The 21,736-nt window shown below is 65.7% G+C and carries 21 protein-coding genes; 11 read left to right on the top strand and 10 right to left on the bottom strand.

The window, feature by feature from the left end; translation table 11 throughout:
• Entirely contained in the window at positions 1-1,203 is a 1,203-nt protein-coding gene (locus WAZ62_RS00780) for a pyridoxal phosphate-dependent aminotransferase (protein WP_422641626.1), read from the bottom strand.
• A gap of 187 nt (positions 1,204-1,390) precedes the next feature.
• Between WAZ62_RS00780 and uvrB the strand changes: the two genes are divergently transcribed.
• The 5 genes from uvrB (at position 1,391) to moaD (ending at position 7,234) form a co-directional block, all read left to right on the top strand.
• Positions 1,391-3,565 carry an excinuclease ABC subunit UvrB gene (uvrB, locus tag WAZ62_RS00775; RefSeq protein ID WP_422641635.1) on the top strand — a complete coding sequence of 725 codons (2,175 nt, stop codon included), beginning with the start codon at positions 1,391-1,393 and terminating at the stop codon, positions 3,563-3,565.
• A gap of 26 nt (positions 3,566-3,591) precedes the next feature.
• Positions 3,592-4,014: a dihydroneopterin aldolase gene (gene folB, locus WAZ62_RS00770; protein ID WP_422641625.1), complete on the top strand. Its 423-nt coding sequence runs from the start codon at positions 3,592-3,594 to the stop codon at positions 4,012-4,014.
• A 459-nt stretch (positions 4,015-4,473) separates the two neighbouring features.
• Entirely contained in the window at positions 4,474-6,405 is a 1,932-nt protein-coding gene (gene uvrC, locus WAZ62_RS00765) for an excinuclease ABC subunit UvrC (protein WP_422641624.1), read from the top strand.
• A 12-nt stretch (positions 6,406-6,417) separates the two neighbouring features.
• Complete coding sequence (pgsA, locus tag WAZ62_RS00760) at positions 6,418-6,978, top strand: CDP-diacylglycerol--glycerol-3-phosphate 3-phosphatidyltransferase (RefSeq protein WP_422641623.1); 561 nt, start codon at positions 6,418-6,420, stop codon at positions 6,976-6,978.
• A 4-nt stretch (positions 6,979-6,982) separates the two neighbouring features.
• Positions 6,983-7,234, top strand: a complete 252-nt coding sequence (gene moaD / locus WAZ62_RS00755) for a molybdopterin converting factor subunit 1 (protein ID WP_422641622.1) — start codon at positions 6,983-6,985, stop codon at positions 7,232-7,234.
• A 3-nt stretch (positions 7,235-7,237) separates the two neighbouring features.
• Here moaD and WAZ62_RS00750 read toward each other — a convergent pair whose 3' ends face one another.
• Complete coding sequence (locus WAZ62_RS00750) at positions 7,238-8,515, bottom strand: NAD(P)/FAD-dependent oxidoreductase (RefSeq protein WP_422641621.1); 1,278 nt, start codon at positions 8,513-8,515, stop codon at positions 7,238-7,240.
• 59 nt (positions 8,516-8,574) lie between these two features.
• Here WAZ62_RS00750 and WAZ62_RS00745 point away from each other — a divergent pair, with 59 nt between their 5' ends.
• The 4 genes from WAZ62_RS00745 to WAZ62_RS00730 all read left to right on the top strand — a co-directional run bounded on the left by WAZ62_RS00745 (position 8,575) and on the right by WAZ62_RS00730 (position 12,268).
• Positions 8,575-8,928, top strand: a complete 354-nt coding sequence (locus WAZ62_RS00745; RefSeq protein WP_422641620.1) for a hypothetical protein — start codon at positions 8,575-8,577, stop codon at positions 8,926-8,928.
• 208 nt (positions 8,929-9,136) lie between these two features.
• On the top strand, positions 9,137-10,264 hold the full coding sequence (locus tag WAZ62_RS00740) for a calcium-binding protein (protein ID WP_422641619.1): 1,128 nt from the start codon (positions 9,137-9,139) through the stop codon (positions 10,262-10,264).
• Positions 10,265-10,379: 115 nt separating this feature from the next.
• On the top strand, positions 10,380-11,120 hold the full coding sequence (locus WAZ62_RS00735) for an arginyltransferase (protein WP_422641618.1): 741 nt from the start codon (positions 10,380-10,382) through the stop codon (positions 11,118-11,120).
• 35 nt (positions 11,121-11,155) lie between these two features.
• Complete coding sequence (locus tag WAZ62_RS00730) at positions 11,156-12,268, top strand: TRAP transporter substrate-binding protein (protein ID WP_422641617.1); 1,113 nt, start codon at positions 11,156-11,158, stop codon at positions 12,266-12,268.
• Positions 12,269-12,298: 30 nt separating this feature from the next.
• On the opposite strand, the gene WAZ62_RS00725 is transcribed toward WAZ62_RS00730, so the two are convergent.
• The gene (locus tag WAZ62_RS00725; RefSeq protein WP_422641616.1) at positions 12,299-13,789 is read right to left on the bottom strand and encodes a TRAP transporter large permease; all 1,491 of its coding nucleotides are present in this window, start codon (positions 13,787-13,789) and stop codon (positions 12,299-12,301) included.
• Positions 13,786-14,349 carry a TRAP transporter small permease subunit gene (locus WAZ62_RS00720; protein WP_422641615.1) on the bottom strand — a complete coding sequence of 188 codons (564 nt, stop codon included), beginning with the start codon at positions 14,347-14,349 and terminating at the stop codon, positions 13,786-13,788. The genes WAZ62_RS00725 and WAZ62_RS00720 overlap by 4 nt, the downstream gene beginning before the upstream one ends.
• 28 nt (positions 14,350-14,377) lie before the next feature.
• Between WAZ62_RS00720 and WAZ62_RS00715 the strand changes: the two genes are divergently transcribed.
• On the top strand, positions 14,378-15,127 hold the full coding sequence (locus WAZ62_RS00715; protein WP_422641614.1) for a hypothetical protein: 750 nt from the start codon (positions 14,378-14,380) through the stop codon (positions 15,125-15,127).
• Between the two features lie 5 nt (positions 15,128-15,132).
• Here WAZ62_RS00715 and WAZ62_RS00710 read toward each other — a convergent pair whose 3' ends face one another.
• From WAZ62_RS00710 to yajC, 4 genes are all read right to left on the bottom strand, one after another.
• Positions 15,133-15,960, bottom strand: a complete 828-nt coding sequence (locus WAZ62_RS00710; protein WP_422641613.1) for a phytoene/squalene synthase family protein — start codon at positions 15,958-15,960, stop codon at positions 15,133-15,135.
• Positions 15,961-16,338, bottom strand: coding sequence for an Mth938-like domain-containing protein (locus WAZ62_RS00705; protein WP_422641612.1), 378 nt, complete (start codon positions 16,336-16,338; stop codon positions 15,961-15,963).
• 4 nt (positions 16,339-16,342) lie between these two features.
• Positions 16,343-18,919 carry a protein translocase subunit SecD gene (gene secD / locus WAZ62_RS00700; protein WP_422641611.1) on the bottom strand — a complete coding sequence of 859 codons (2,577 nt, stop codon included), beginning with the start codon at positions 18,917-18,919 and terminating at the stop codon, positions 16,343-16,345.
• A 95-nt stretch (positions 18,920-19,014) separates the two neighbouring features.
• Complete coding sequence (gene yajC / locus WAZ62_RS00695) at positions 19,015-19,362, bottom strand: preprotein translocase subunit YajC (RefSeq protein ID WP_422641610.1); 348 nt, start codon at positions 19,360-19,362, stop codon at positions 19,015-19,017.
• Between the two features lie 109 nt (positions 19,363-19,471).
• Between yajC and WAZ62_RS00690 the strand changes: the two genes are divergently transcribed.
• Positions 19,472-20,332 (top strand): ATP-binding protein, encoded by an 861-nt coding sequence (locus tag WAZ62_RS00690; protein WP_422641609.1) that lies wholly within the window; start codon positions 19,472-19,474, stop codon positions 20,330-20,332.
• A gap of 40 nt (positions 20,333-20,372) precedes the next feature.
• Here WAZ62_RS00690 and WAZ62_RS00685 read toward each other — a convergent pair whose 3' ends face one another.
• Positions 20,373-21,008 (bottom strand): hypothetical protein, encoded by a 636-nt coding sequence (locus WAZ62_RS00685; protein ID WP_422641608.1) that lies wholly within the window; start codon positions 21,006-21,008, stop codon positions 20,373-20,375.
• Between the two features lie 284 nt (positions 21,009-21,292).
• Positions 21,293-21,736 (bottom strand): murein hydrolase activator EnvC family protein (locus WAZ62_RS00680; RefSeq protein ID WP_422641607.1); only part of this gene is annotated, 444 nt, incomplete at its 5' end.

Below are 21,736 nucleotides of genomic sequence, written 5' to 3'. Positions count from 1 at the left end.
TCATTTCAGGGCCGCGCAAGCCCGCTGGATGCGGGTGCAGGCCTCGGTCAGCGCCTCTTCCGACGTCGCGTAGGAGATGCGGAAATAGGGCGAGAGACCGAAGGCCGCGCCCTGCACCACGGCGACACCTTCGCTTTCGAGCAGATAGGTGACGAAGTCGCCGTCATTCCCGATCACCTTGCCGTCCGGCGTCACCTTGCCGATCACGCCCTCGCAGGACGGATAGACATAGAAGGCGCCTTCCGGCCGCGGGCACTTCAGGCCCTTGGCCTGGTTCAGCATCGAGACGACGAGATCGCGCCGCTGCTTGAAGCGCTCGGCCCGGGGGGCGATGAAATCCTGCGTGCCGGTCAGGGCCTCGACCGCGGCGGCCTGGCTGATCGAGCAGGGATTGGAGGTCGACTGGCTCTGGATCTTGGCCATGGCCTTGATCAGGGCGGTGTCGCCCGCGGCATAGCCGATGCGCCAGCCGGTCATCGAATAGGCCTTGGAGACGCCGTTCACCGTCAGCGTGCGGGCATAGAGCGCCGGCTCGATCTCGGCCGGGGTCACGAACTTGAAGCCGTCGTAGACGATATGCTCGTACATGTCGTCGGTCATGATCCAGACATGCGGATGCCTGACGAGGACGTCGGTCAGCGGCTTCAGGTCGTCGTATGAATAGGCCGCGCCCGTCGGGTTCGAGGGCGAATTCAGGAACACCCATTTGGTCTTCGGGGTGATCGCCGCCTCGAGCTGGGCCGCCGTCACCTTGAAACCCGATTCGAGCGTCGTCTCGACGATGACCGGCGTGCCGCCCGCCAGCAGAACGATATCCGGGTAGGACACCCAATAGGGCGCCGGAATGATCACTTCGTCGCCCGGGTTCAGGGTCGCCATCATGGCGTTGTAGATCACCTGCTTGCCGCCGGAGGCGACATGAACCTGCTCGGGCGTGTAGGTCAGGTTGTTCTCGCGCTTGAACTTCAGGCAGACCGCCTTCTTCAGCGCGGGCGTGCCGTCGGGCGCGGTGTATTTGGTGTCGTTCGTCTCGATCGCGCGGATACCGGCGGCCTTGATGTTGTCCGGCGTCGGGAAATCGGGCTCGCCGGCGCCGAGGCCGATGACGTCGCAGCCGGCCGCCTTCAGTTCCGCGGCTTTCTGGGTCACCGCGATGGTCGGCGACGGCTTGATGCGCGCGAGGGACGAAGCGATGAAGGCCATGAGAGCACCAGTCTTGTGGTTGGCGAGGAAAACGCGCCGGAACCCTAGCCCCGCCCTCGGCCCGCTTCAAGAGCGCAGGCGGCTCCGGCGCCCTCGCGCGGGCGCGTCATGCATTTGTGTCAGGGCTGCGCCCGCTTCCGGTGTGGCGGCGCCGGGCCGACGGCCCTATAAGGAACATATGGCGAATATGATGGACGGCCCGAGCCTGGCCGAGATAGCGGCCTGGGTCCCGCACCGGCCCGAACGCCCGGAGAAATCCGAGGGCGGGCGCCGCTTCGAACTCGTGTCCGATTACAAGCCGGCGGGCGACCAGCCGGCCGCGATCGAGGAACTGGTCGCCGGCGTCGACGGCGCGGAGCACAATCAGGTCCTGCTCGGCGTCACCGGCTCGGGCAAGACCTTCACCATGGCCCATGTGATCGCGCGGACGCAGCGCCCCGCCCTCGTCCTCGCCCACAACAAGACCCTGGCCGCCCAGCTCTACGGCGAGATGAAATCCTTCTTCCCGAACAACGCGGTCGAATATTTCGTCTCCTATTACGACTATTACACGCCCGAGGCCTATGTGCCCCGGACCGACACCTATATCGAGAAGGAATCGTCGATCAACGCCCAGATCGACCGGATGCGCCATTCGGCCACCCGCGCCCTTCTCGAGCGGGACGACGTGATCATCGTCGCCTCGGTGTCCTGCATCTATGGTATCGGCTCGGTCGAGACCTATACCGCCATGACTTTCGGCCTGAAGACGGGCGAGACGATCGACCGGGCGGAACTCCTGCGCAATCTCGTCGCCCTGCAATACCGGCGCAACGACGCCGCCTTCCAGCGCGGCACCTTCCGCGTCCGGGGCGACAATGTCGAAGTCTTCCCCGCCCACTACGAGGACCGGGCCTGGCGCATCTCGCTGTTCGGCGACGAGATCGACGCGATCTCGGAATTCGATCCGCTCACCGGCGAGAAGACCGCGCCGCTCGACTTCGTGAAGATCTACGCCAACAGCCACTATGTGACGCCGCGTCCGACCCTGCATCAGGCGGCGAAGCAGATCCGGGTGGAACTCGCCCAGCGGCTGGAGGACTACAAGGCGACCGGCCGGCTTCTGGAAGCCGAGCGGCTGGAACAGCGCACGACCTTCGATCTCGAAATGCTGGAAGCGACCGGCTCCTGCGCCGGGATCGAGAATTACTCGCGCTATCTCACCGGGCGCCGCCCGGGCGAGCCGCCGCCGACCCTGTTCGAATATCTGCCGGACAATGCCCTCGTCTTCGTCGACGAAAGCCATGTCACCATCGGCCAGCTCGGCGCGATGGAGCGGGGCGACAACAAGCGGAAGTCGACGCTCGCCGAATACGGCTTCCGCCTGCCGTCCTGCATCGACAACCGGCCGCTGAAATTCTCGGAATGGAACGCGATGCGGCCGCAGACGGTCTTCGTCTCCGCGACCCCGGGCAAGTGGGAGATGGAACAGACCGGTGGCGTCTTCACCGAACAGGTCATTCGCCCCACCGGCCTGATCGACCCCGAATGCTACATCCGGCCCATCGCCAAACAGGTCGACGATCTCGTCGCCGAATGCCGGGCGGTGACCGCCAAGGGCAACCGCGTCCTCGTCACCACCCTGACCAAGCGCATGGCCGAGGATCTGACCGAATATCTGCATGAGGCGGGGATCCGCGTCCGTTACATGCATTCCGACATCGACACGCTGGAGCGGATCGAGATCCTGCGCGACCTGCGTCTCGGCACCTTCGACGTCCTCGTCGGCATCAACCTGCTGCGCGAGGGGCTGGATATTCCGGAATGCGCCCTCGTCTGCATTCTCGATGCCGACAAGGAAGGTTTCCTGCGCTCGGAAACCTCGCTGATCCAGACCATCGGCCGCGCCGCCCGCAATGTCGACGGCAGGGTGATCCTCTATGCCGACAGGATCACCGAATCGATGCGCCGCGCCCTCGACGAGACCGATCGCCGCCGCGCCAAGCAGCGCGCCTATAACGAGGCGCACGGCATCACGCCGGAATCGATCCGCAAGCAGATCGGCGACATCCTCGAATCGGTCTACGAGGCCGATCATTCGAGCGTCGATCTCGGCGACGACGGCCGCAAACACCTTGTCGGTCACAATCTGAAAGCCTATATGGCCGATCTCGACAAGCGGATGCGCACAGCGGCCGCCGAACTCGAGTTCGAAGAGGCGGCCCGGCTGCGCGACGAATTGCGCCGGCTCGAAGCCTCCGAACTCGAAATTGCCCAGAACCCCACCGCGCGGCCTTCGGCCCCCACCGCCGGCGCGCGCGGCCGCTCCAGCGGCGGACGGCCGGGTGTTAGCACCCCGAAGAAAAAGCCGGCTGGTCGCTGATCCCCCATGTCCGAGGCCCCTTCCCCATGTCCAAGAGTTTCGTAAGCCCCGTCGGTTTCGCCGACGCCCGCCAGGGTCTCGCCCATCTCTTCGTCCGCGGCCTGATGGTCGAAGCGGAAATCGGTGTCTGGGACCACGAAAAGGGCCGGCGCCAGATCATCCGGCTCGACATCGATCTCGCGGTGGACGACCCGCGTTCCGCCGGCGACGACCACGGCAAGGTCGTCTGCTACGAATGGGCCTCGAACGAGGCGCGCGCGGTGGTCGCCACAGGTCACTTCAACCTCGTGGAACGCGTCGCGGAGGAAATCGCCGACCGCCTGCTGTCGGACCCCAGGGTTCACGCTGTTCGCATTCGCGTCGAGAAACCGGGGGCGATACGGGGTGCCGAAGCCGCCGGTATCGAGATCGTTCGCCTCGGCGTCGGCAGCCTCGACGTGCGTCCGTAAGGTTCCCGCCGGAACGTGCAGGGAACGGCGCCGTGACGCGGGGCGCGTGAAATTGTACACAGGCGCGGCTAGCAGTCGGGGGAAGACCGCGTCAAGCTGAAAAATGGTTAAAAAATCCCGGCCAAATTGGCATCGCCGCCGTAAGTCATTGATTTCATTAGGGCAGCCCCGGGATGCTCAATTTATGAGCAAGGAGGCGGGGACCTAGGAAATGCGCGGGGGAGCGAGCTTGCTTCAAGGGTTGCCAACAAGGTTATCCACAGGAACGGTGGAAAGTGTCAGGATGAAGACGGGACAGTTTCAATGCAGCCTGCCGACATTTATGGCAACCGAGGATTCCCGCGGCTTTGAGGACTGTCATAATTGCCCCGCACCCTGTCATTTCGCCACCTTCGCTGTTGCAGCATGACTGATGCCCGCTGGAAGCGGCGCGGAATCGGACCAGAACGGGTTCATTGAATGACAGCGGATGGCGATAACGACATCACGGCCGAAGACGAGTCGCCGGTCGGGGACGAGCCGGCGGCCGACAGCACGCCCGAATCGCGCGGCCGCGGGCTGATCCGCCGCCATCTCGCGACGCTCGGCAGCGGCCCCGGCGTCTACCGGATGCTCGATGCCAGGGGCGAACTGCTCTACGTCGGCAAGGCGCGTAATCTCAAGCGTCGCGTGTCGCAATATGCCAACGGCGTCCACCCGTCGAACCGCATCGCCCGCATGGTCTCGGAGACGACGGCGCTCGAGGTCATTGTAACCCATACCGAGGCGGAGGCACTCCTCCTCGAGGCCAATATGATCAAGCGGCTCAAGCCGCGTTACAATGTGCTGCTGCGCGACGACAAGTCGTTCCCCTATATCATCATCGCCAAGAGCCATGCCTGGGCGCGCCTCGGCAAGCACCGGGGCGCCCGGGGCGAGAAGGGCAGCTATTTCGGCCCCTTCGCCTCGGCGGGCGCGGTCACCCGCACGCTGAACGACCTGCAGCGCGTGTTCCTGCTGCGCTCCTGCTCCGATTCCATCTTCGAGAGCCGCAGCCGGCCTTGCCTGCTCTATCAAATCAAGCGCTGCGCCGGACCTTGCGTCGATCTCGTCTCCAAGGCCGACTACGACCATCTGGTCGCCCAGGCCGAGGAATTCCTCGGCGGGCGCAGCCAGGCGATCCAGCGCGAGTTGTCGGAAAAGATGACCGAGGCGGCGGAAACCCTCGATTACGAGCGGGCGGCGATCTTCCGCGACCGCATCAAGGCGCTGACCGCGATCCAGGCCCATCAGGACATCAACACGGATGCCGTGGGCGAAGCCGACGTGATCGCGCTTCATGTCGACGGCGGTCAGGCCTGCGTCCAGGTCTTCTTCTTCCGGGGTGGCCAGAACTGGGGCAACCGGGCCTATTACCCCCGTATCGACAGGACCGACGAGGAGCCGGCGATCCGCGCCGCCTTCATCGCCCAGTTCTACGACGAGCGTCCGCCGCCCCGCCTGATCCTGGTCGATGGCCCGGTCGATGACGTTGACCTGCTGACCGAGGCCCTGTCGGCCTCGGCCGAGCGGCGAATCGAGATCGCCGAGCCGAAGCGCGGCGCCAAGGCCGATCTGGTCGACCATGCCCGCACCAATGCCCGGGAAGCCCTGGGCCGCCGCCTCGCGGAAACCTCGGGCCAGGCGAAGCTGTTGCAGGCGGTGGCCGAGGCGTTCGACCTCGAAGCGCCGCCGAAGCGGATCGAGGTCTATGACAACAGCCACGTCATGGGCACCAACGCGGTCGGCGGCATGATCGTCGCCGGGCCGGAAGGCTTCATGAAGAACGCCTATCGCAAGTTCAACATCAGGGGCGAGGACATTACCCCGGGTGACGACTTCGGCATGATGCGGGAAGTGCTCACCCGGCGTTTCAAGCGCCTCGTCACCGAAAACCCGGACCGGACGGAAGGCGGCACCGCCTGGCCCGATCTGCTGTTGATCGACGGCGGCGCCGGTCAGGTCAGCGCGGTCATGGACATCCTGAAGGACCTCGGCGTCGAGGACGTGCCGGTCGTCGGCATCGCCAAGGGCCCCGACCGCAACGCCGGGCGCGAGCGCTTCTTCCGCCCCGGCAAGCCCGAGTTCAGTCTGGAGCAGCGCTCCCCCGTGCTGTATTTCCTGCAGCGCCTGCGCGACGAAGCCCATCGCTTCGCCATCGGCACCCACCGCGCCAAACGCGGCAAGGCGGCGGTGCAATCGGTGCTGGACGAGATCCCGGGCATCGGCCCCTCGCGCAAGAAGGCGCTGCTGCATCATTTCGGTTCGGCCAAGGCGGCGGCGCGGGCCGGGCTCACCGATCTGGAAAAAGTGCCAGGCATCTCGAAAACCGTCGCGAAGCTCGTCTATGATCACTTCAACGAAAAAGCCTGAACCGAGCGCACGATGATCACGAATCTGCCCAACCTGCTGACCCTGTTCCGGATCGTCGTCATCCCGCTGATGGTCGCCGCCTTCTTTCTGGATTTCCCGATCGCCAACTGGGTCAGCCTGACGCTCTATACCGCAGCCTGCGTCACCGATTATTTCGACGGCTGGCTGGCCCGGGCCTGGAACCAGGTCTCGCCCCTCGGCCGCTTCCTCGATCCGATCGCCGACAAGCTGCTGATCGCCGCCGCCCTGCTGATGCTGGTCGCCAAGGGCCATATCGTCGGCCCCGCGGTCGTCGCCGCCGTCGTCATCATGTGCCGGGAAGTGCTGGTCTCGGGCCTGCGCGAGTTCCTGGCCGAGTTGCGGGTCAGCGTGCCCGTGTCCAAACTGGCGAAATGGAAGACGACGGTGCAGATGCTCGCCCTCGGCTTCCTGATGGTCGGCCGCGCATCGCCGGACGCGATCCCGTCCGAGGATATCGGTCTGTGGTGCCTGTGGATCGCCGCCGCGCTCACCCTCGTCACCGGCTACGACTATCTGCGGGCGGGTCTCAAGCACATCACCGGCAAGGCCTGAGGCCATGCGCGTGCTCTATTTCGCCTGGGTGCGGGAGCGGATCGGCACCGGGGAGGAAGACCTGGGTCCCCTGCCCGGCATCGCCACGGTTGGCGCCTTGCTGGCGGCGCTCGCCGCGCGCGGCCCTCGCCATGCCGAGGCCCTGGCCGATCGGAAGGCGATCCGTGTCGCCGTCAATCAGGATTTCGCCACCGACGAGACCCCGGTCGCCCCGGGCGACGAAGTGGCGATCTTCCCGCCGGTGACCGGCGGCTGAGGCTCAGGACAGGATATCGCGCAGGCGGAACCACATCATGGCCGCCATGAGGAGCGGCGTGCGCAGCAGGCGACCGCCCGGGAACGGGTGATGGCGGATGCGCGAGAAGACATCGAAACGCCCCGCGTCGCCCGAAATCGCCTCGGCCAGCAGCTTGCCGGCCAGATTGGTCAGGGCGATGCCGTGACCCGAGAAGCCTTGCGCGTAATAGATATTGCTGCCCAGCCGGCCGAAATCGGGCAGGCGGTTCACCGTGATATCGACGAGACCGCCCCAGAAATGCTCCACCTTCACGTCCCGCAGCTCGGGGAAGGTGCGCGCCATCTTGGCCCGCATGACCAGCGGCTCGTGCGGGCCGGTGCGCCCGGAATAGGAGGCTCCGCCGCCGAACAGCATCCGGTTGTCGGCCGACAGCCGGAAATAATTGAGCACGAAATTGCTGTCCGAGATGCAGGACCGGCCCGGAATCAGCCGGCTGGCAAGATCCTGGCCCAGAGGCTCGGTCGCGATGATGAAGGTCGCGACCGGCATGATGGTCCGGGCCAGCCTTGGCCTCAGGCTGCCGACATAGGCATTGGCCGCCAGCACCACGGTGGCGCAATCGACCTCGCCGTCGCGGGTGACGACCAGCGGCCGCGCGCCTTCGCGGATCTCGGTTACCCGGCTCGCCTCGTAAAGCACGACGCCCTCGCGCTCCGCCGCCTCGGCCAGGCCAAGGGCGAAGTTCAGAGGGTGCAGATGGCCGCTGCCGAAATCGAGCACGCCGCCGTGGAAACGGTCGGAGACGACCTGCGAGGCCAGTTCCTCGCTGTTGAGCGGGGTCAGGCCGCCATAGCCGTATTTCCGCGCCATCAGCTCGACATCCTCGAGCATGGCGGCGTAATGCGACGGCTTGGTCGCGGCATGGACATAGCCCGGTTGCCAGTCGCATTCGATGCCATGGCGCTGGATGCGCCGGCGGACGATATCGGTCGCCTCGACCGTCATGTCCCAGATCGCGCGCGACGCCGCCTCGCCCAGCATCTTCTCGATGCTCGCGACGCCCGGGTTGAGGCCGTTCAGCATCTGGCCGCCGTTCCGCCCCGAGGCGCCCCAGCCCACGCGCTCGGCCTCCAGCAGGACGACGCGGAAACCCCGCTCCGCCAGCTCGAGCGCGGCGGCAAGCCCGGTGTAACCCCCGCCGACGACGCAGACATCGGCCGATACCCTGCCCTTCAGCGCCGGACGGATCAGGCTGGCATTGCGGCTCGAGACGTAATAGGAGGCTTCGTATCCGGTCATGATCCGCAGGCTGGCCGGGCCGGCCGGCGCCGTCAACCCCGGGAAGCGAGAGGCCTGCCATGACATCGACAGACTGGCGATTTTCGATCGTCGATGCCTTCCACGCGCATTTCTATATCGAGGATGATCCGGAAAGCCGTCCTGGTGTCGAATGGGTGATCGAAATCGCGCGCGGGCCGGCGTGCGTGAAGGTTCTCGTGCGCGGCGTCTTCGCCGACGACCTCGGCCCGAAGACCCGGGCCGATCACCGCTACCAGGCCCAGACCGGCATCGGCTTCCTCGCCGATATGATCGAGGACGGCTGGCACCCGCGCGAAGGCGAACAATTCCTGATTGAAATTCACGAACCGGACGAAGACGCTTCTCCTGAAACGGGCATCCCAGGCAACAAATTACCCCGCGTCGCAAAATGAAAATTCCCGCAATGCGGCATATTTCTGTGAAATGACAAATAAAATTTCCGGATCGGCTTGATATTTTCAGCGACCTTTTTCCGGGATATGGCATTTCTGGCGCGGCGTTACCATTCCGGCTCAAAGATCACTTGGATATCATGTCAATCGGAACAAACTGTTCCGAGGTCGGTCGGTTTTGCCGGCCTGTCCTTGGGGGAGGAAAGACATGTCTAATCTCAGCGTGCGCACGTCGCTCGACGCCTATCAGTTCGTTTTCTTTCTCGCGTCCGGCGATGTCGATACGGAAACGGCGACCAAACTACGCATCCGAATCGGCAGCGACGATTACGTCGACTTCATCGGCACGGGCTTCACCTACGACAGCTCGGGCACCCCGACCGGCGGCACGGTGAAGTCGGTGACGTCGGTCATCGACGGCGCGGTCCAATTCACCATGAACCAGTTCGCTGTGCCGGTGACATCCGTCGTCGCGGCGATCCAGAGCATGAATCCCGACGCCGTGCTCGACCTGTTTCTCGGCACCAACGACCGCCTGACCGGCAAGGATGGCAACGACGTGCTCTACGGCTTCGGCGGCACGGATTCGATGACCGGCGGCCTCGGCCAGGATTCGCTCTATGGCGGCGACGGCAACGACAAGCTCTATGCCGACGACAGCGTGGCCGATCACGTCGAGGGCGGCATCGGGAACGACACCTACTATATCGACAGTCTCGACACGGTGGTCGAACTCGACGGCGAAGGCACCGACACGATCTATGTCTCGGGCTATTACCATCTGAGCGATTCCCAGAACGCGATCGAAAATCTCTATGCCGTCGGCGGCGATACGGACCTTGCGGGCAACGCCCTGCGCAACACGATCAAGGGTGCGTCCGGCAACGACACGCTGTCCGGCCTTGGCGATCGCGACACGATCTTCGGCGGCTCCGGCAACGATACGATCATGGGCGGCGCCGACTACGACCGGTTGTTCGGGGAAGGCGGCGCCGACACGATCTTCGGCGACGACGGCACCGACCGCATCGACGGCGGCACCGGCAACGACCAGCTCTACGGCGGCGGCGACGATGACGACAAGGACACGTTCATCTTCTACGTCGGCAGCACCAGCTTCGGCCGCGACACGATCCACGACTTCGAGGACGGCACAGACCGCATCGAAATCCATGGCTTCACCAATTTCGCCGGGGCCGTCGCCGGCGGCATGATCATCACCGAGGACGCGGGCGGCAATGCCATCGTCAAATTCAGCAACCCCATCGCGACGATCACCCTCGCCGGACTCGATCAGTCGCAGGTGACCACGGCCGATTTCGTCTTCGTCGCGTGAGACAACCGCCGCCTTCGGCTCGATTGCGGAGGCGGCGGCTCCGACATCCATTGACACGGCCACGGGAAGGCCATGGAATTGCATATAGGACGCAGGACGAAAGAGACACGGCCCCTTGACCGAACACACCACGGTTCGATTTCCATATTTCTTCGTGACCGTGCCCGCCCCCTGCCCTTACCTGCCGGGGCGGCTGGAGCGAAAGGTGTTCACGCGCCTCAATGGCGACGATCCCTCGGGCCTGAACGACAGCCTGACCCACGCCGGCTTTCGTCGCAGCCAGAGCATCGCCTACAAGCCGGCCTGCGAAGGTTGCACCGCCTGTGTCTCGGTCCGTGTCCCGGTCGAGCGGTTCACCCTCTCGCGCGGGTTTCGCCGCACCCTGGCCCGCAACGCCGACCTCGTCCTGACGGAGCGGCCGCCGGTCGCGACCAACGACCAGTTCGCCCTGCTCCGCACCTATCTGCAGAGCCGGCACCCCGGCGGCGGCATGGTCGAGATGGACGCCCTCGATTACGCCGCCATGATCGAGGACAGCCCGATCGAAACCCATGTCGCCGAATATCGCGACGCCGATGGCCAGCTTCATGCCGCCTGCCTGATCGACCGACTGCAGGACGGCCTGTCCCTCGTCTACAGTTTCTATGACGCCGACGACGCCGCGCGCTCCCTCGGCACCATGGTCGTGCTCAGCCAGATCGCCAGGGCACGCGACCTCGGCCTGCCTTACGTCTACCTCGGCTACTGGATCGAGGATTGCCGCAAGATGACATACAAGGCGCGCTACCAACCGCTTGAAGGACTTGGCCCCGAGGGGTGGAAACCTCTACAAATCAGTCCCGATAGCGATTCGTAACAAAGCCACCGGCACCCGAGGGGGGAACACGCCAGATGAAGGGTCCAATCGACGCCAAGCGCCGTCGCTTTCTTGCGTCGGCCGCTGTCGGCGCGGCGGCCGCGGCGACGGCCTTCCCGGCCCCCGCCATCGCGCAAGACAAGCGCGAATGGAAAATGGTCACCTCCTGGCCCAAAGGCCTGCCCGGCGTCGGCACCGGGGCGGAGCGAATCGCCCAGCGCATCACCGAAATGTCCGATGGCCGCCTGACCGTGAAGGTCTATGCCGCGGGCGAGATCGTGCCCCCGCTGGAATGCTTCTCGGCGGTCGCCGAGGGCAAGGCCGAGATGGGACACGACGCGTCCTATTATCACATCGGCAAGCACCGCCAGGCGCCCTTCTTCACCACCGTGCCCTTCGGCCTCACCGCCAACGAACTGTCGGCCTGGATCCATTTCGGCGGCGGACAGGAGTTGTGGGACGAACTTTACGCCGGCTTCGGCCTGAAGCCCTTCCTCGCGGGCAATACCGGCACCCAGATGCTGGGCTGGTATCGCAAGGAATTGAAGACGGCCGAGGATTATCAGGGCCTGAAGGTCCGCATGGCCGGCCTCGGCGCCGAAGTCGTGAAGCGTCTCGGCGCCACCGTCGTCACCGTGCCGGGGGGCGAGATTTTCCAGGCCCTGCAGAACGGCACGGTCGATGCCGCCGAATGGGTCGGGCCCTATAACGATCAGGCGCTCGGCCTCAATCAGGTCGCGGAATATTACTATGGCCCCGGTTTCCAGGAGCCGAGCGCGGGTCTCGAACTCATCGTCAACAAGACGCTCTACGACGAGTTGCCCAGGGACCTGAAGCAGATCGTCGCCGTCGCCGCCCAGGCCGCGCATGACGATCTCTGGGCTGAATATACCCTGCGCAACGGCGAGGCGCTGGCCAATCTCATTTCCAAGGGGACCAAGGTCGCCCGCGTGCCGAACGAATTGATGGTCGCCATGGGCACCGCGTCCGGCGAAGTCCTCGCCGAGGAGCGGGACAAGGCCGATGCCATCGGCAAGAAGATTTTCGAGTCCTTCCTCAAGGCCCGCGGCCCCGCCAGCGCCTATACCCGCATCGGCGAGCAGGCCATGGCCAATGCGCGGGCCCTCGCCTACAAATATATCGAATGACCCCCTCCCGGCGTCGGCCGGGAAGCCGCTTTATTGCCCGGCGTCGGCCGGGTCGCCCTCGAAATCATTCATGAAATTCTTCAGCGCGTCGTCCGGGGACTGGCCCCCGGCGGCGCCCGGCGTCGATACGCGCGCGGTCGGGAACACCTGTTCCGGCAGCCAGGTCGCCAGGGCCGGCATCGCCGCCAGGATGGCCAGCGCCAGGATCTGGATGACGACGAAGGGCACCGCGCCGCGATAGATATCGGCGGTGCGGATCGACGGCGGCGCGATCCCCCGCAGGTAGAACAGGGCGAAACCGAAGGGCGGGGTCAGGAACGAGGTCTGCAGGTTCACGCCGATCATGACGCCGAGCCAGATCGGGCTGATGTCGAAACCAAGCAGGACCGGCCCCGCGATCGGCAGGACGATGAAGACGATCTCGAAAGTGTCGATGAAGAAGCCGAGGATGAACATCACGGCCATCACGGCGAAAACCGCGCCGAAAGCCCCGCCCGGCAGGTCGCGCAGCACGGATTCGACCAGCATGTCGCCGCCCAGCCCCCGGAACACCAGGCTGAAGGCGGAGGCGCCCATCAGGACGACGAAGACCATCGACGAGATGGTCAGGGTCGAGCGCATGACCGAGCGCAGTTCGGCGAAGCCGAGGCGCCGGCGCAGGGCAGCCAGCAGCATCGCACCCATCGCCCCGACAGAGGCCGATTCCGTCGGCGTCGCGATCGAGGCCATGATCGAGCCCAGCACGGCGAGGATCAGCAGAAGCGGCGGCAGCAGGGCGAAGATCACATCCCGCGCCAGAGTGGCGCCGCCCGCTTCCTCGCGCAGGGCCGGCGCCGATTCGGGCCTGGTCCAGGCGCGGAACAACACGAAACCGAGATAGAGCAGGACGAGCAGCAGGCCCGGCCCCACCGCCCCGGCGAACAATTGCCCGACCGAGACCGGATCGGGCGCGTAATTGCCCTTGGCCATCTGCGCCGAGGCATTGGCGCCCTGCAGGATATCGCCGACGAAGATCAGCACCGTCGAGGGCGGAATGATCTGGCCAAGGGTGCCCGAGGCGCAGATGACCCCGGTCGCCAGCTTGGGGTCATAGCCCGCCCGCATCATGGCCGGCAGGCTGAGCAGCCCCATGGTCACCACGGTCGCGCCGATGATGCCGGTCGATGCCGCCAGCAGCGCCCCCACCAGCACCACGGACACGCCGAGGCCGCCGCGCATCCGCCCGAACAGCCGGCCCATGGTCAGCAGCAGGCTCTCGGCGATGCCCGATCGCTCGAGCACGACGCCCATGAAAACGAAGAGCGGCACGGCGACCAGGACCTCGTTGGTCATGGTGCCGAAATAGCGCTCGGCGAGGCTCGACAAGTCGAAATTGAATGCCCCCAGCGCCTCGCCGACAAAGGCGAACAGAACGGCGCTGCCGCCGAGGGTGAAGGCGACCGGAAAGCCGATCATCACCAGGACGACGGAGGACAGGAACAGCAGGACGGAGAGCAACTCGCCGATCTCGTGGCCGGTCATCGCGCCGCCTCCCCCTCGCCTTCGCCTTCGCCTTCTAGGCGGGTGGCATGGCTCTCGTCACCACGCAGCACGAGGACGGAGCGGGCCATGAGGGCAAGCCCCTGCAATCCGACCAGCAGGCAGAAGGCGACCAGCATGAACTTGAGGACATAGAGGGCCGGCATTCCCCCCGGCTGGCCGGACGATTCGCCGATCGCATAGGACGCGATGAAGAAGCGCCAGGACGCGCCGCTGACGACGCCGAGCCAGGGAAACAGGAAGAAGACGCAGCCCAGCAGGTCGATCCAGGCCCGGCGCCGGGGCGAGGCGCCGCGATAGAACAGGTCGACCCTCACATGTCCGCCGACCTTGAACGTGTAGCCGGCGCCGACCAGGAAGACCGCGGCATGCAGCCAGACATAAGTCTCCTGCATCCAGACGAAGCCGATGCCGGCGACATAGCGGAGCACCGCCACCATGAAACAGACCACCACGCAGGCCAGCGTCGCGAAGGACAGCACGCCCCCCACGGCCTCGTTCAGGCGATCGACCGAACGGACGAAACCGCGCAGGAATGCCATCTGTCGTTACCCCCCAAGGGCCGGGATCTTGAACGAGGTTGTCGAGGCTCACAAGGTGCTTGACCGCGAGCGGGCGACAGGGTCCCTTGTGGCCATGGTGCCGGTTTTCCGATCCCTTGTCCTCGTCGCGCTGTTTGCCGTGGCCGCCTGTGCCGACCTCGAGCCGGCCGCGGTGCCGACTCATGTCGGCTTGACCGCCGTGACGCCGCAACCCCCGGTCATGCCCACAAGGCGGCCGGCGTGGAAGCCTGGTCTTCCGAGGGAAGATATTGGTGCCCTGCCCGCGCCCGAACCTGTCGGCCAGCCCGCGTCCTTCATCACCGAAGCCCGGCCCCTGACCCCGGACAATCTCGCCCCCGCGCCACCGCCACCGGCCGTGACCCCCGCCTCGACCCCGGCGCTGTCTCCCGGCGCGACGACACCCGGCCTTCGTCTGTCGCTGCGCCTGCCGAAGAAGCTACCGCTGACCATCGGCCCGATCGCCCTGCCGATCGAAGCCAAGCTGAGCAATATCGGCACGCGGGAAGCGCGGCTGAGCGCCCAGACGCCCTGCGATGTCGTGGTCTGGCAGTTGCAGGACGCGCGCGGCGAGGTCCTCTTGTCCAAGGACGCCGGCATCTGCGCCCAGGTCATCGCCGAATCAAGCCTGAAACCGGGCGAAACCCTGATCACGAGGGACCAGATCAACATCCCCGCCCGCTTGCTGGGCGCCGGCACCTATCACCTGCGCTATGCCTTCTGGGGCACGATGGCGGAAGCGGACGTCAGCGTCGAATAGGCTGTCTAGACCCGGCCGCGCCAGCCGGCGAAACCGACGCGCAGCACCTGCGGCAATCCCCGTTCGGCGGGAAGCGCGAAGGGATCGTGGCCGACCCGGGCCAGGGCCTTCAACCAGCCCTCGGCCACGACGACGGGCAGCAAGGCGGGGGTTGCCGTCCTGGGCAAGGCCCGGGCGGCCTGGCGGGCGGCCGTCAGATGATCGGCGGCATGGCCCGACAGCTCGGCGACGAGGTTTTTCAGCCCGCTTCCGCCCTTGCCGGCGGCGATATCGTCCCGGTCGATGCCGTGGCGCGCCATCAGGTCGGCCGGCAGATAGAGGCGGTTGGCCCCGGCATGAAACGGCAGGGCGCGCAGCAGGCCGGCCAGGCCATAGCCGATGCCGGCGGCATGGGCCGCCTCGTGCCCCTCGCTCCCCGTCCCCAGCACGGCCAGCGCGAGTTCGATCAGCGCCCCCGAGGCACCGTCGAGATAGGTTGAAAGCGAGGCGAGGCTGGGCGGCGGCTGGTCGTCGAGATCCAGTTCCCGCGCGTCGAGCAGACGCTCGAACAGGGCCGGCGGCAGGGCGTGATCGCGAATGGCCGAGGCCAGCGGCGCCACCACCTCATGGGCGCGGATTGGCCGCCCCTCGACGATCTCGGCCAGGGCGTCGCGCCACCATTGCAGGCGGATCTGGCCGATCATCGCGTCCGAGACGATCTCGCGAATGCGGGCGATCTCGAAATTGAAGGCATAGAGGGCGAACAACGCCTCGCGCCGCGCGGGCGGGGCGAAGAGCGCGGTCAGGAAGCGATCCGGGTCATGGGCCCGGACGAATTCGGCGAGCGAGGCCACTCAGGCGACCGGCAGCAAGGCGGCGGCGACCCGCCGCCCTTCGGCGACCAGCACGTTGTAGGTGCGGCAGGCCGCCCCCGTATCCATCACGTCGAAGCGGATGCCGGCCTCGCGCAGGGCCTGTTTCGCCGCCTTGGGCAGCAGGCCGAACCGCGGGCCGCAGCCGATCAGGACGAATTCGAATTCGTCCCGAAGGGCGATCAGCGGGGCGACATCATCCGCATCAAGACTGGCCAGCGAAACCGCCGGCCATGCGGCCGTGCGGCGTTCGGTCACCAGCGCGCCGCCCTCGTGAACCACACCGCCGATGCGAAACCCACCCGCGCCATAGCGTTCGATGCGACGCTCGGCCTGGTCGAGTTCACGCAGCGGCGGCATGATCTCAGCCCTTCTGCGCCTGGGTGCCGCCCGTCGGCGCGGCGGCGGCGGGCGAGCCCCGGCGCAACTTGCCCTCGCCGAGGAAGAGCAGGATGGGCGCGGCGATGAAGATCGACGACGACGTGCCGACGACGACGCCGAACAGGATCACCTGGGCGAAGCCCGACACCGCCGAGCCGCCGAACACCGCCATGGGCGCCATGGCGAGGAAGGTGGTGACCGAGGTGAAGATGGTCCGGGTCAGCGTCGAATTGATCGAGAGATCGATCAGCTCGCGCAGCGGCATCGTCTTGTACTTGCGCAGGTTCTCGCGCATCCGGTCGTAGACCACGACCTTGTCGTTCATCGAATAGCCGATCAGCGTCAAAAGGGCCGCGATGGCGGTCAGGTTGAATTCGATGCCGGTGATGGCGAAGAAGCCCACGGTCTTGGTGATGTCGAGGATCAGGGTCAGCACGGCGCCGACCGCGAACTGCCATTCGAAACGCCACCAGATGTAGATCAGCATGGCGCCGAACGACAGGACGACGGCGAGGATACCGCTGCCGACCAGCTGTTCCGACACCCGGGGGCCGACGACCTCGACCCGGCGCAGGTTCGCGCCCGGCGCGATTTCCGCCAGTTTGGCGCGGACCTGTTCGACCGCCGCCCCTTGCGCCGCCTCGCCGCCCCCCTGGCGCGGCAGGCGCAGCAGGACATCGGACGGACTGCCGAATTCCTGCAGCGAAACCTCGCCAAGTTTCAGGGAATCGAGCGCGGAGCGCATCTTCGCGAGGTCGGCCGGGCCTTCCGTCCGCACCTCGACGACGATGCCGCCGGCGAAATCGATGCCGTAGTGGAGGCCCGGATAGAAGAACAGGACGATCGAGGCGGTCGAGAGCACGGCCGAGGTGGCGATGCCGATGAAACGCCCGCGCATGAAGCGGATCGAGGTGTTCTCGGGGATGATCTTGCGGGCGCCGAACAGGGCGTGAATGTCGAGGATCTTCTTCTTCGTCCACTTCACCCAATAGACCATGCCGACGCGGACGAGCGCCACGGCGGTGAACAGCGACAGGATGATGCCGATGCCCATGGTGATGGCGAAGCCGCGCACCGGCCCTTCACCGAAGAAGAACAGGGTGGCGACGGCGAAAAGCGCGGTCAGATGGCTGTCGATGATGGTCGCATAGGCACGGTCGAAACCCTGGTGCAGCGCCGCCATGGCGCCCCGCCCCATCAGGGTCTCTTCCCGGATGCGCTCGTTGATCAGCACGTTGGCGTCGACCGCGATGCCGACCGACAACACGAGACCGGCGATGCCCGGCAGGGTCAGGGTCGCGCCCATCAGGGTCAGCAGGGCGATCGTCAGCACGATGTTGGCGATCAGCGCGACCACGGCGATGACGCCGGTGACCGAATAGAACAGCACCATGAAGACGATGACGAACGCGGTGCCGATCAGGCCTGATATCTGGCCGGCGGCGATCGCGTCGGAGCCGAGATCGGGGCCGACCGTCCGCTCCTCGATCACGGTCAGGGGCGCCGGCAGGGCACCGGCGCGCAGCAGGACCGAGAGATCATTGGCGCTCTGGACATTGAAATTGCCGCTGATCTGACCCTGTCCGCCGAGGATCGCCTCGCGGATCACCGGGGCCGAGATCGCCTTGCCGTCGAGCACGATGGCGAAGCGGCGGCCGACGTTTTCCCGGGTCACGGCGGCGAAACGCTTGGCGCCCTCGGCATCGAAGCGGAAGCTGACCACCCATTCGCCCGACTGCGGATCGGCCTGGGCACGGGCATCGACCAGCATCTCGCCGGTCAGCAGCACTTTCTTGCGGACGGCCAGCGGCTCGGGCGCATTGGTGCCCGCCACCGGCTCGCCCTGCAGGATTTCGGTTCCCGCCGGGGCGCGGCCGGCGAGAAGTTCGGTCGGATCGACATTCTCGACCAGACGGAAGGTCATCTTCGCGGTCTGGCCCAGCAGATTCTTGATGCGCGCCGGATCCTGCACGCCGGGCAGCTGGATCAGGATCTGATCCGCGCCCTGGCGGGCCACCGTGGCTTCGGCGGTGCCGGTCGCGTCGATACGGCGGCGGACGATCTCGAGGCTCTGGCTGATCGCGCCTGTGGTGCGTTCCTGAATGCCGGCCGGGCTGAGGGTCAGGGTGAATTTCCCGTCCGTCTGCGCGACATCGATATCGGGCACGCCACCGCCGAGCACACCGCCGCCGACCGGGCTGGCCAGGCCACGCAGCAACTGCCGGGCCTCTTCCAGCTTCGTCGTGTCGGTCACGGTGACATTCACGCTCTGGCCCGAGACGCCAAGGCCCGTGTAACGGATGCCGGCGCCGACCAGCGCGCTGCGGGTGGAATCGACCAGGGCTTCCAGCCGCTCCTTCACCACGGCACCGACATCGACCTCGAGCAGGAGGTGCGAGCCGCCGCGCAGGTCAAGGCCGAGATTCACCTGTTTCTGCGGCACCCAGGACGGCAGGCCCTCGAGCGAGGCACGGCTGAACAGGTTCGGCGCGGCGAATATCACGCCCAGGGCGACGATCGCCATGTAGAGCATGATCTTCCAACGGGAATACTGGATCATCTTGTGCCGCTCGATCTGCCGACGGGAATACCGGAAAAGACATCACCCCGCGGGCAGGACCCGCGGGGAGACGATAAGGATTGTGAAACCTGACCTTACGCCGACTTTTCGTCGTCGGCGACGGGCTGGCCCTTGGTGCGGACTTCCGCGACCGTGCTCTTGAGGATGCGGATACGGACGCCTTCCGCGACTTCGAGAAGGACTTCGCCTTCCTGCACCTTGGCGACCTTGCCGATGATGCCCGCGTTGGTGACCACGGTATCGCCACGGCGCACCGCCGCCAGCAGGGCGCGGTGTTCCTTGGCCCGCTTCTGCTGCGGACGGATCATCAGGAAATAGAAAACCACCAGAATGAGCACCATCGGCGCGAACTGGATGAGCATATCCGTGCCACCGGCACCGGGGCCGCCAGCCGTCTGGGCAAAAGCCGAAGAAATAAACATGGACACCATCTCTGCGCGGTTCGAAACGGGCGGACTATAGCGGTTGGGGATGCGAATGCAAATCGCGGCCGCTGTCCCGGGCCGACCAATATGTTAACGTCCCGCCGCCATGACAGATTCCGCCCTCGCCCCCCTGCTCGCCCGCATCGCCGACAGCCTCGACAGGCTCGCCCCCCAGCCGGTGCCCAGCGCCGATCCGCGCGCCTTCGATGCCTATGTCTGGCAGGCTTCGCCGCCCCGTCTGCAGGGCGTCGCGGAGATTTCCCGCGTGCCCCTCGCGCTGCTTCAGGGCGTCGACCGGGTGCGCGACCTGCTGCTGGCCAATACCCGCCAGTTCGCCGCCGGCCTGTCGGCCAACAACGCCCTGCTGTGGGGCGCGCGCGGCATGGGCAAGAGTTCGCTGGTCAAGGCGGTGCACGGCGCGGTCTCGGTCGAGGTGCCCGGCCGTCTCGCCCTGGTCGAGCTTTCGCGCGAGGATCTGCACAGCCTGCCCGACCTGCTGCGGGTGCTGCGCGGGGTCGACCGCCGCTTCCTCTTGTTCTGCGACGATCTTTCGTTCGATGGTCAGGATGCCAGCTACAAGTCACTGAAGGCCGTGCTCGACGGCGGCGTCGAGGGCCGGCCGCGCAACGTGCTGTTCTATGCCACCTCGAACCGGCGGCACCTCCTGTCGCGCGACATGATCGAAAACGAACGCTCGACCGCGATCAATCCCGGCGAGGCGGTGGAAGAGAAGGTCTCCCTCTCCGACCGTTTCGGTCTCTGGCTGGGCTTTCATGCCTGCGACCAGAACAATTATTTCGCGATGATCGAGGGCTACGCCAGATTCTTCAATCTGGATATCAGTCCCGAGGCCCTTCGGGCCGAAGCCATCGAGTGGCAAATGACACGCGGCAGTCGATCAGGCCGTGTCGCCTGGCAGTTCATTCAGGATCTCGCCGGCCGCCTGGGACAGACCCTGTCCTCCTGAGGGCGGCAAGTCAGCCGGCGTCTCCGCACCGGCCCGGCCATCATCGCAGCAGCCGCTCGATCAGCTTTGCCTTGTGGTAGCTGTCAGGAAATGCGCGGTGCTCCTCGACACCCCCGGCATCCGTGTCCGCCCATTCGGCCTGCATTGGCGCGGCCAGCGTGACCGCTGCCGCCACGACCGGCCGCCCGTGGAAATCGCTGACCACCATGTGACCAGACCGATTGATCTCGACCGCCTTGTCGCCGCCGTGCCGGCGACCGTACAACATGCCCTTCTCGGCCCGCTTCGTCAGTTCGCCGACTGAATCGCCATATTCATATTCGGCGACGCCCATGGAAATTCGGGGTTGGCCAAGGACCTCGACGCTCGCGCAGCGCCAGACCTTTTCCGCTTCCCAACGCGCGGCTTCGGCGCCGTGGCCAATCATGATGGCCGCCAGTGTTCCGCTGCGCAGATGACCAACGACATCCGCCCGCATCAGGAAACCGCGCAGTCCCTCGTAGCCACCCCGGCGCGAGCCGCCCGCGTCCACCAATTGAGGGCCAAGATCGATCGCGATCACGGACAACATGTCGAAGCGGTCAAGGAAGGCGTCGATGATCGGCTCCAATTCATCGAAAGCAGATCCTTCTGATTTCGCGGATGCCGAAGTTCCATACAACAAGGAGTTCGCCATATTCTCTCCACCTCTCGGCTTAATACAGGAAACCGGAGGACACCCTCCCTCATCTGTTTTTTCAGATGCGTCTGTTTCTCTGCATATATACGGAAGCATGAGGCCGATGGATCAATTTGCCATTCGACTATTGGTGAAAATCCGCGCCCCAATCCCAAATGGAGAGGATGCACCCATTTTGATGATATCATTTTAGAATGATTTAAATCGCATGGATTTCGGGGGAAATCCCTGTGCAATCAGCAATCGCGGGAATGACGGGATGTGAGAGGCATCGCCGGCATTCAACCGGCACTGCCGTCCAGATATTTCAAGGGATCGACTGGCGTCCTGCCCTTCCGCACCTCGAAATGAAGCTGGGGCACGGTGACATTGCCGGTGTGGCCCACCCGGGCGATCTGCTGACCGCGGACGACCTTGTCGCCCTGTTTCACCAACAGCGTCGCGTTATGGGCATAGGCGGTCATCCAGCCCCCGTCATGGCGAATCAGCACCAGATTGCCGAAACCCCGAATTTCGTTGCCGGCGTAGGCGACGACGCCGGTTTCGGCCGCGCGCACCGAGGTGCCCTGGGCCGCCTGGATGTTGATGCCATCATTGTGCTGGCCGCCGGGCTTGGAGCCGAATTCAGAAATAACGTCGCCTGCGACCGGCCAGACGAAGCGCATCCCGCTCGCGGACGGGGCTTCGGTCGAGGCGGCTCCCGGCCGCGCCGGCACGGTCACGGC

This window comes from Zavarzinia sp., from assembly GCF_049306435.1.
Lineage (GTDB): Bacteria > Pseudomonadota > Alphaproteobacteria > Zavarziniales > Zavarziniaceae > Zavarzinia.
This window is presented reverse-complemented; position numbering and strand designations above follow the sequence as displayed.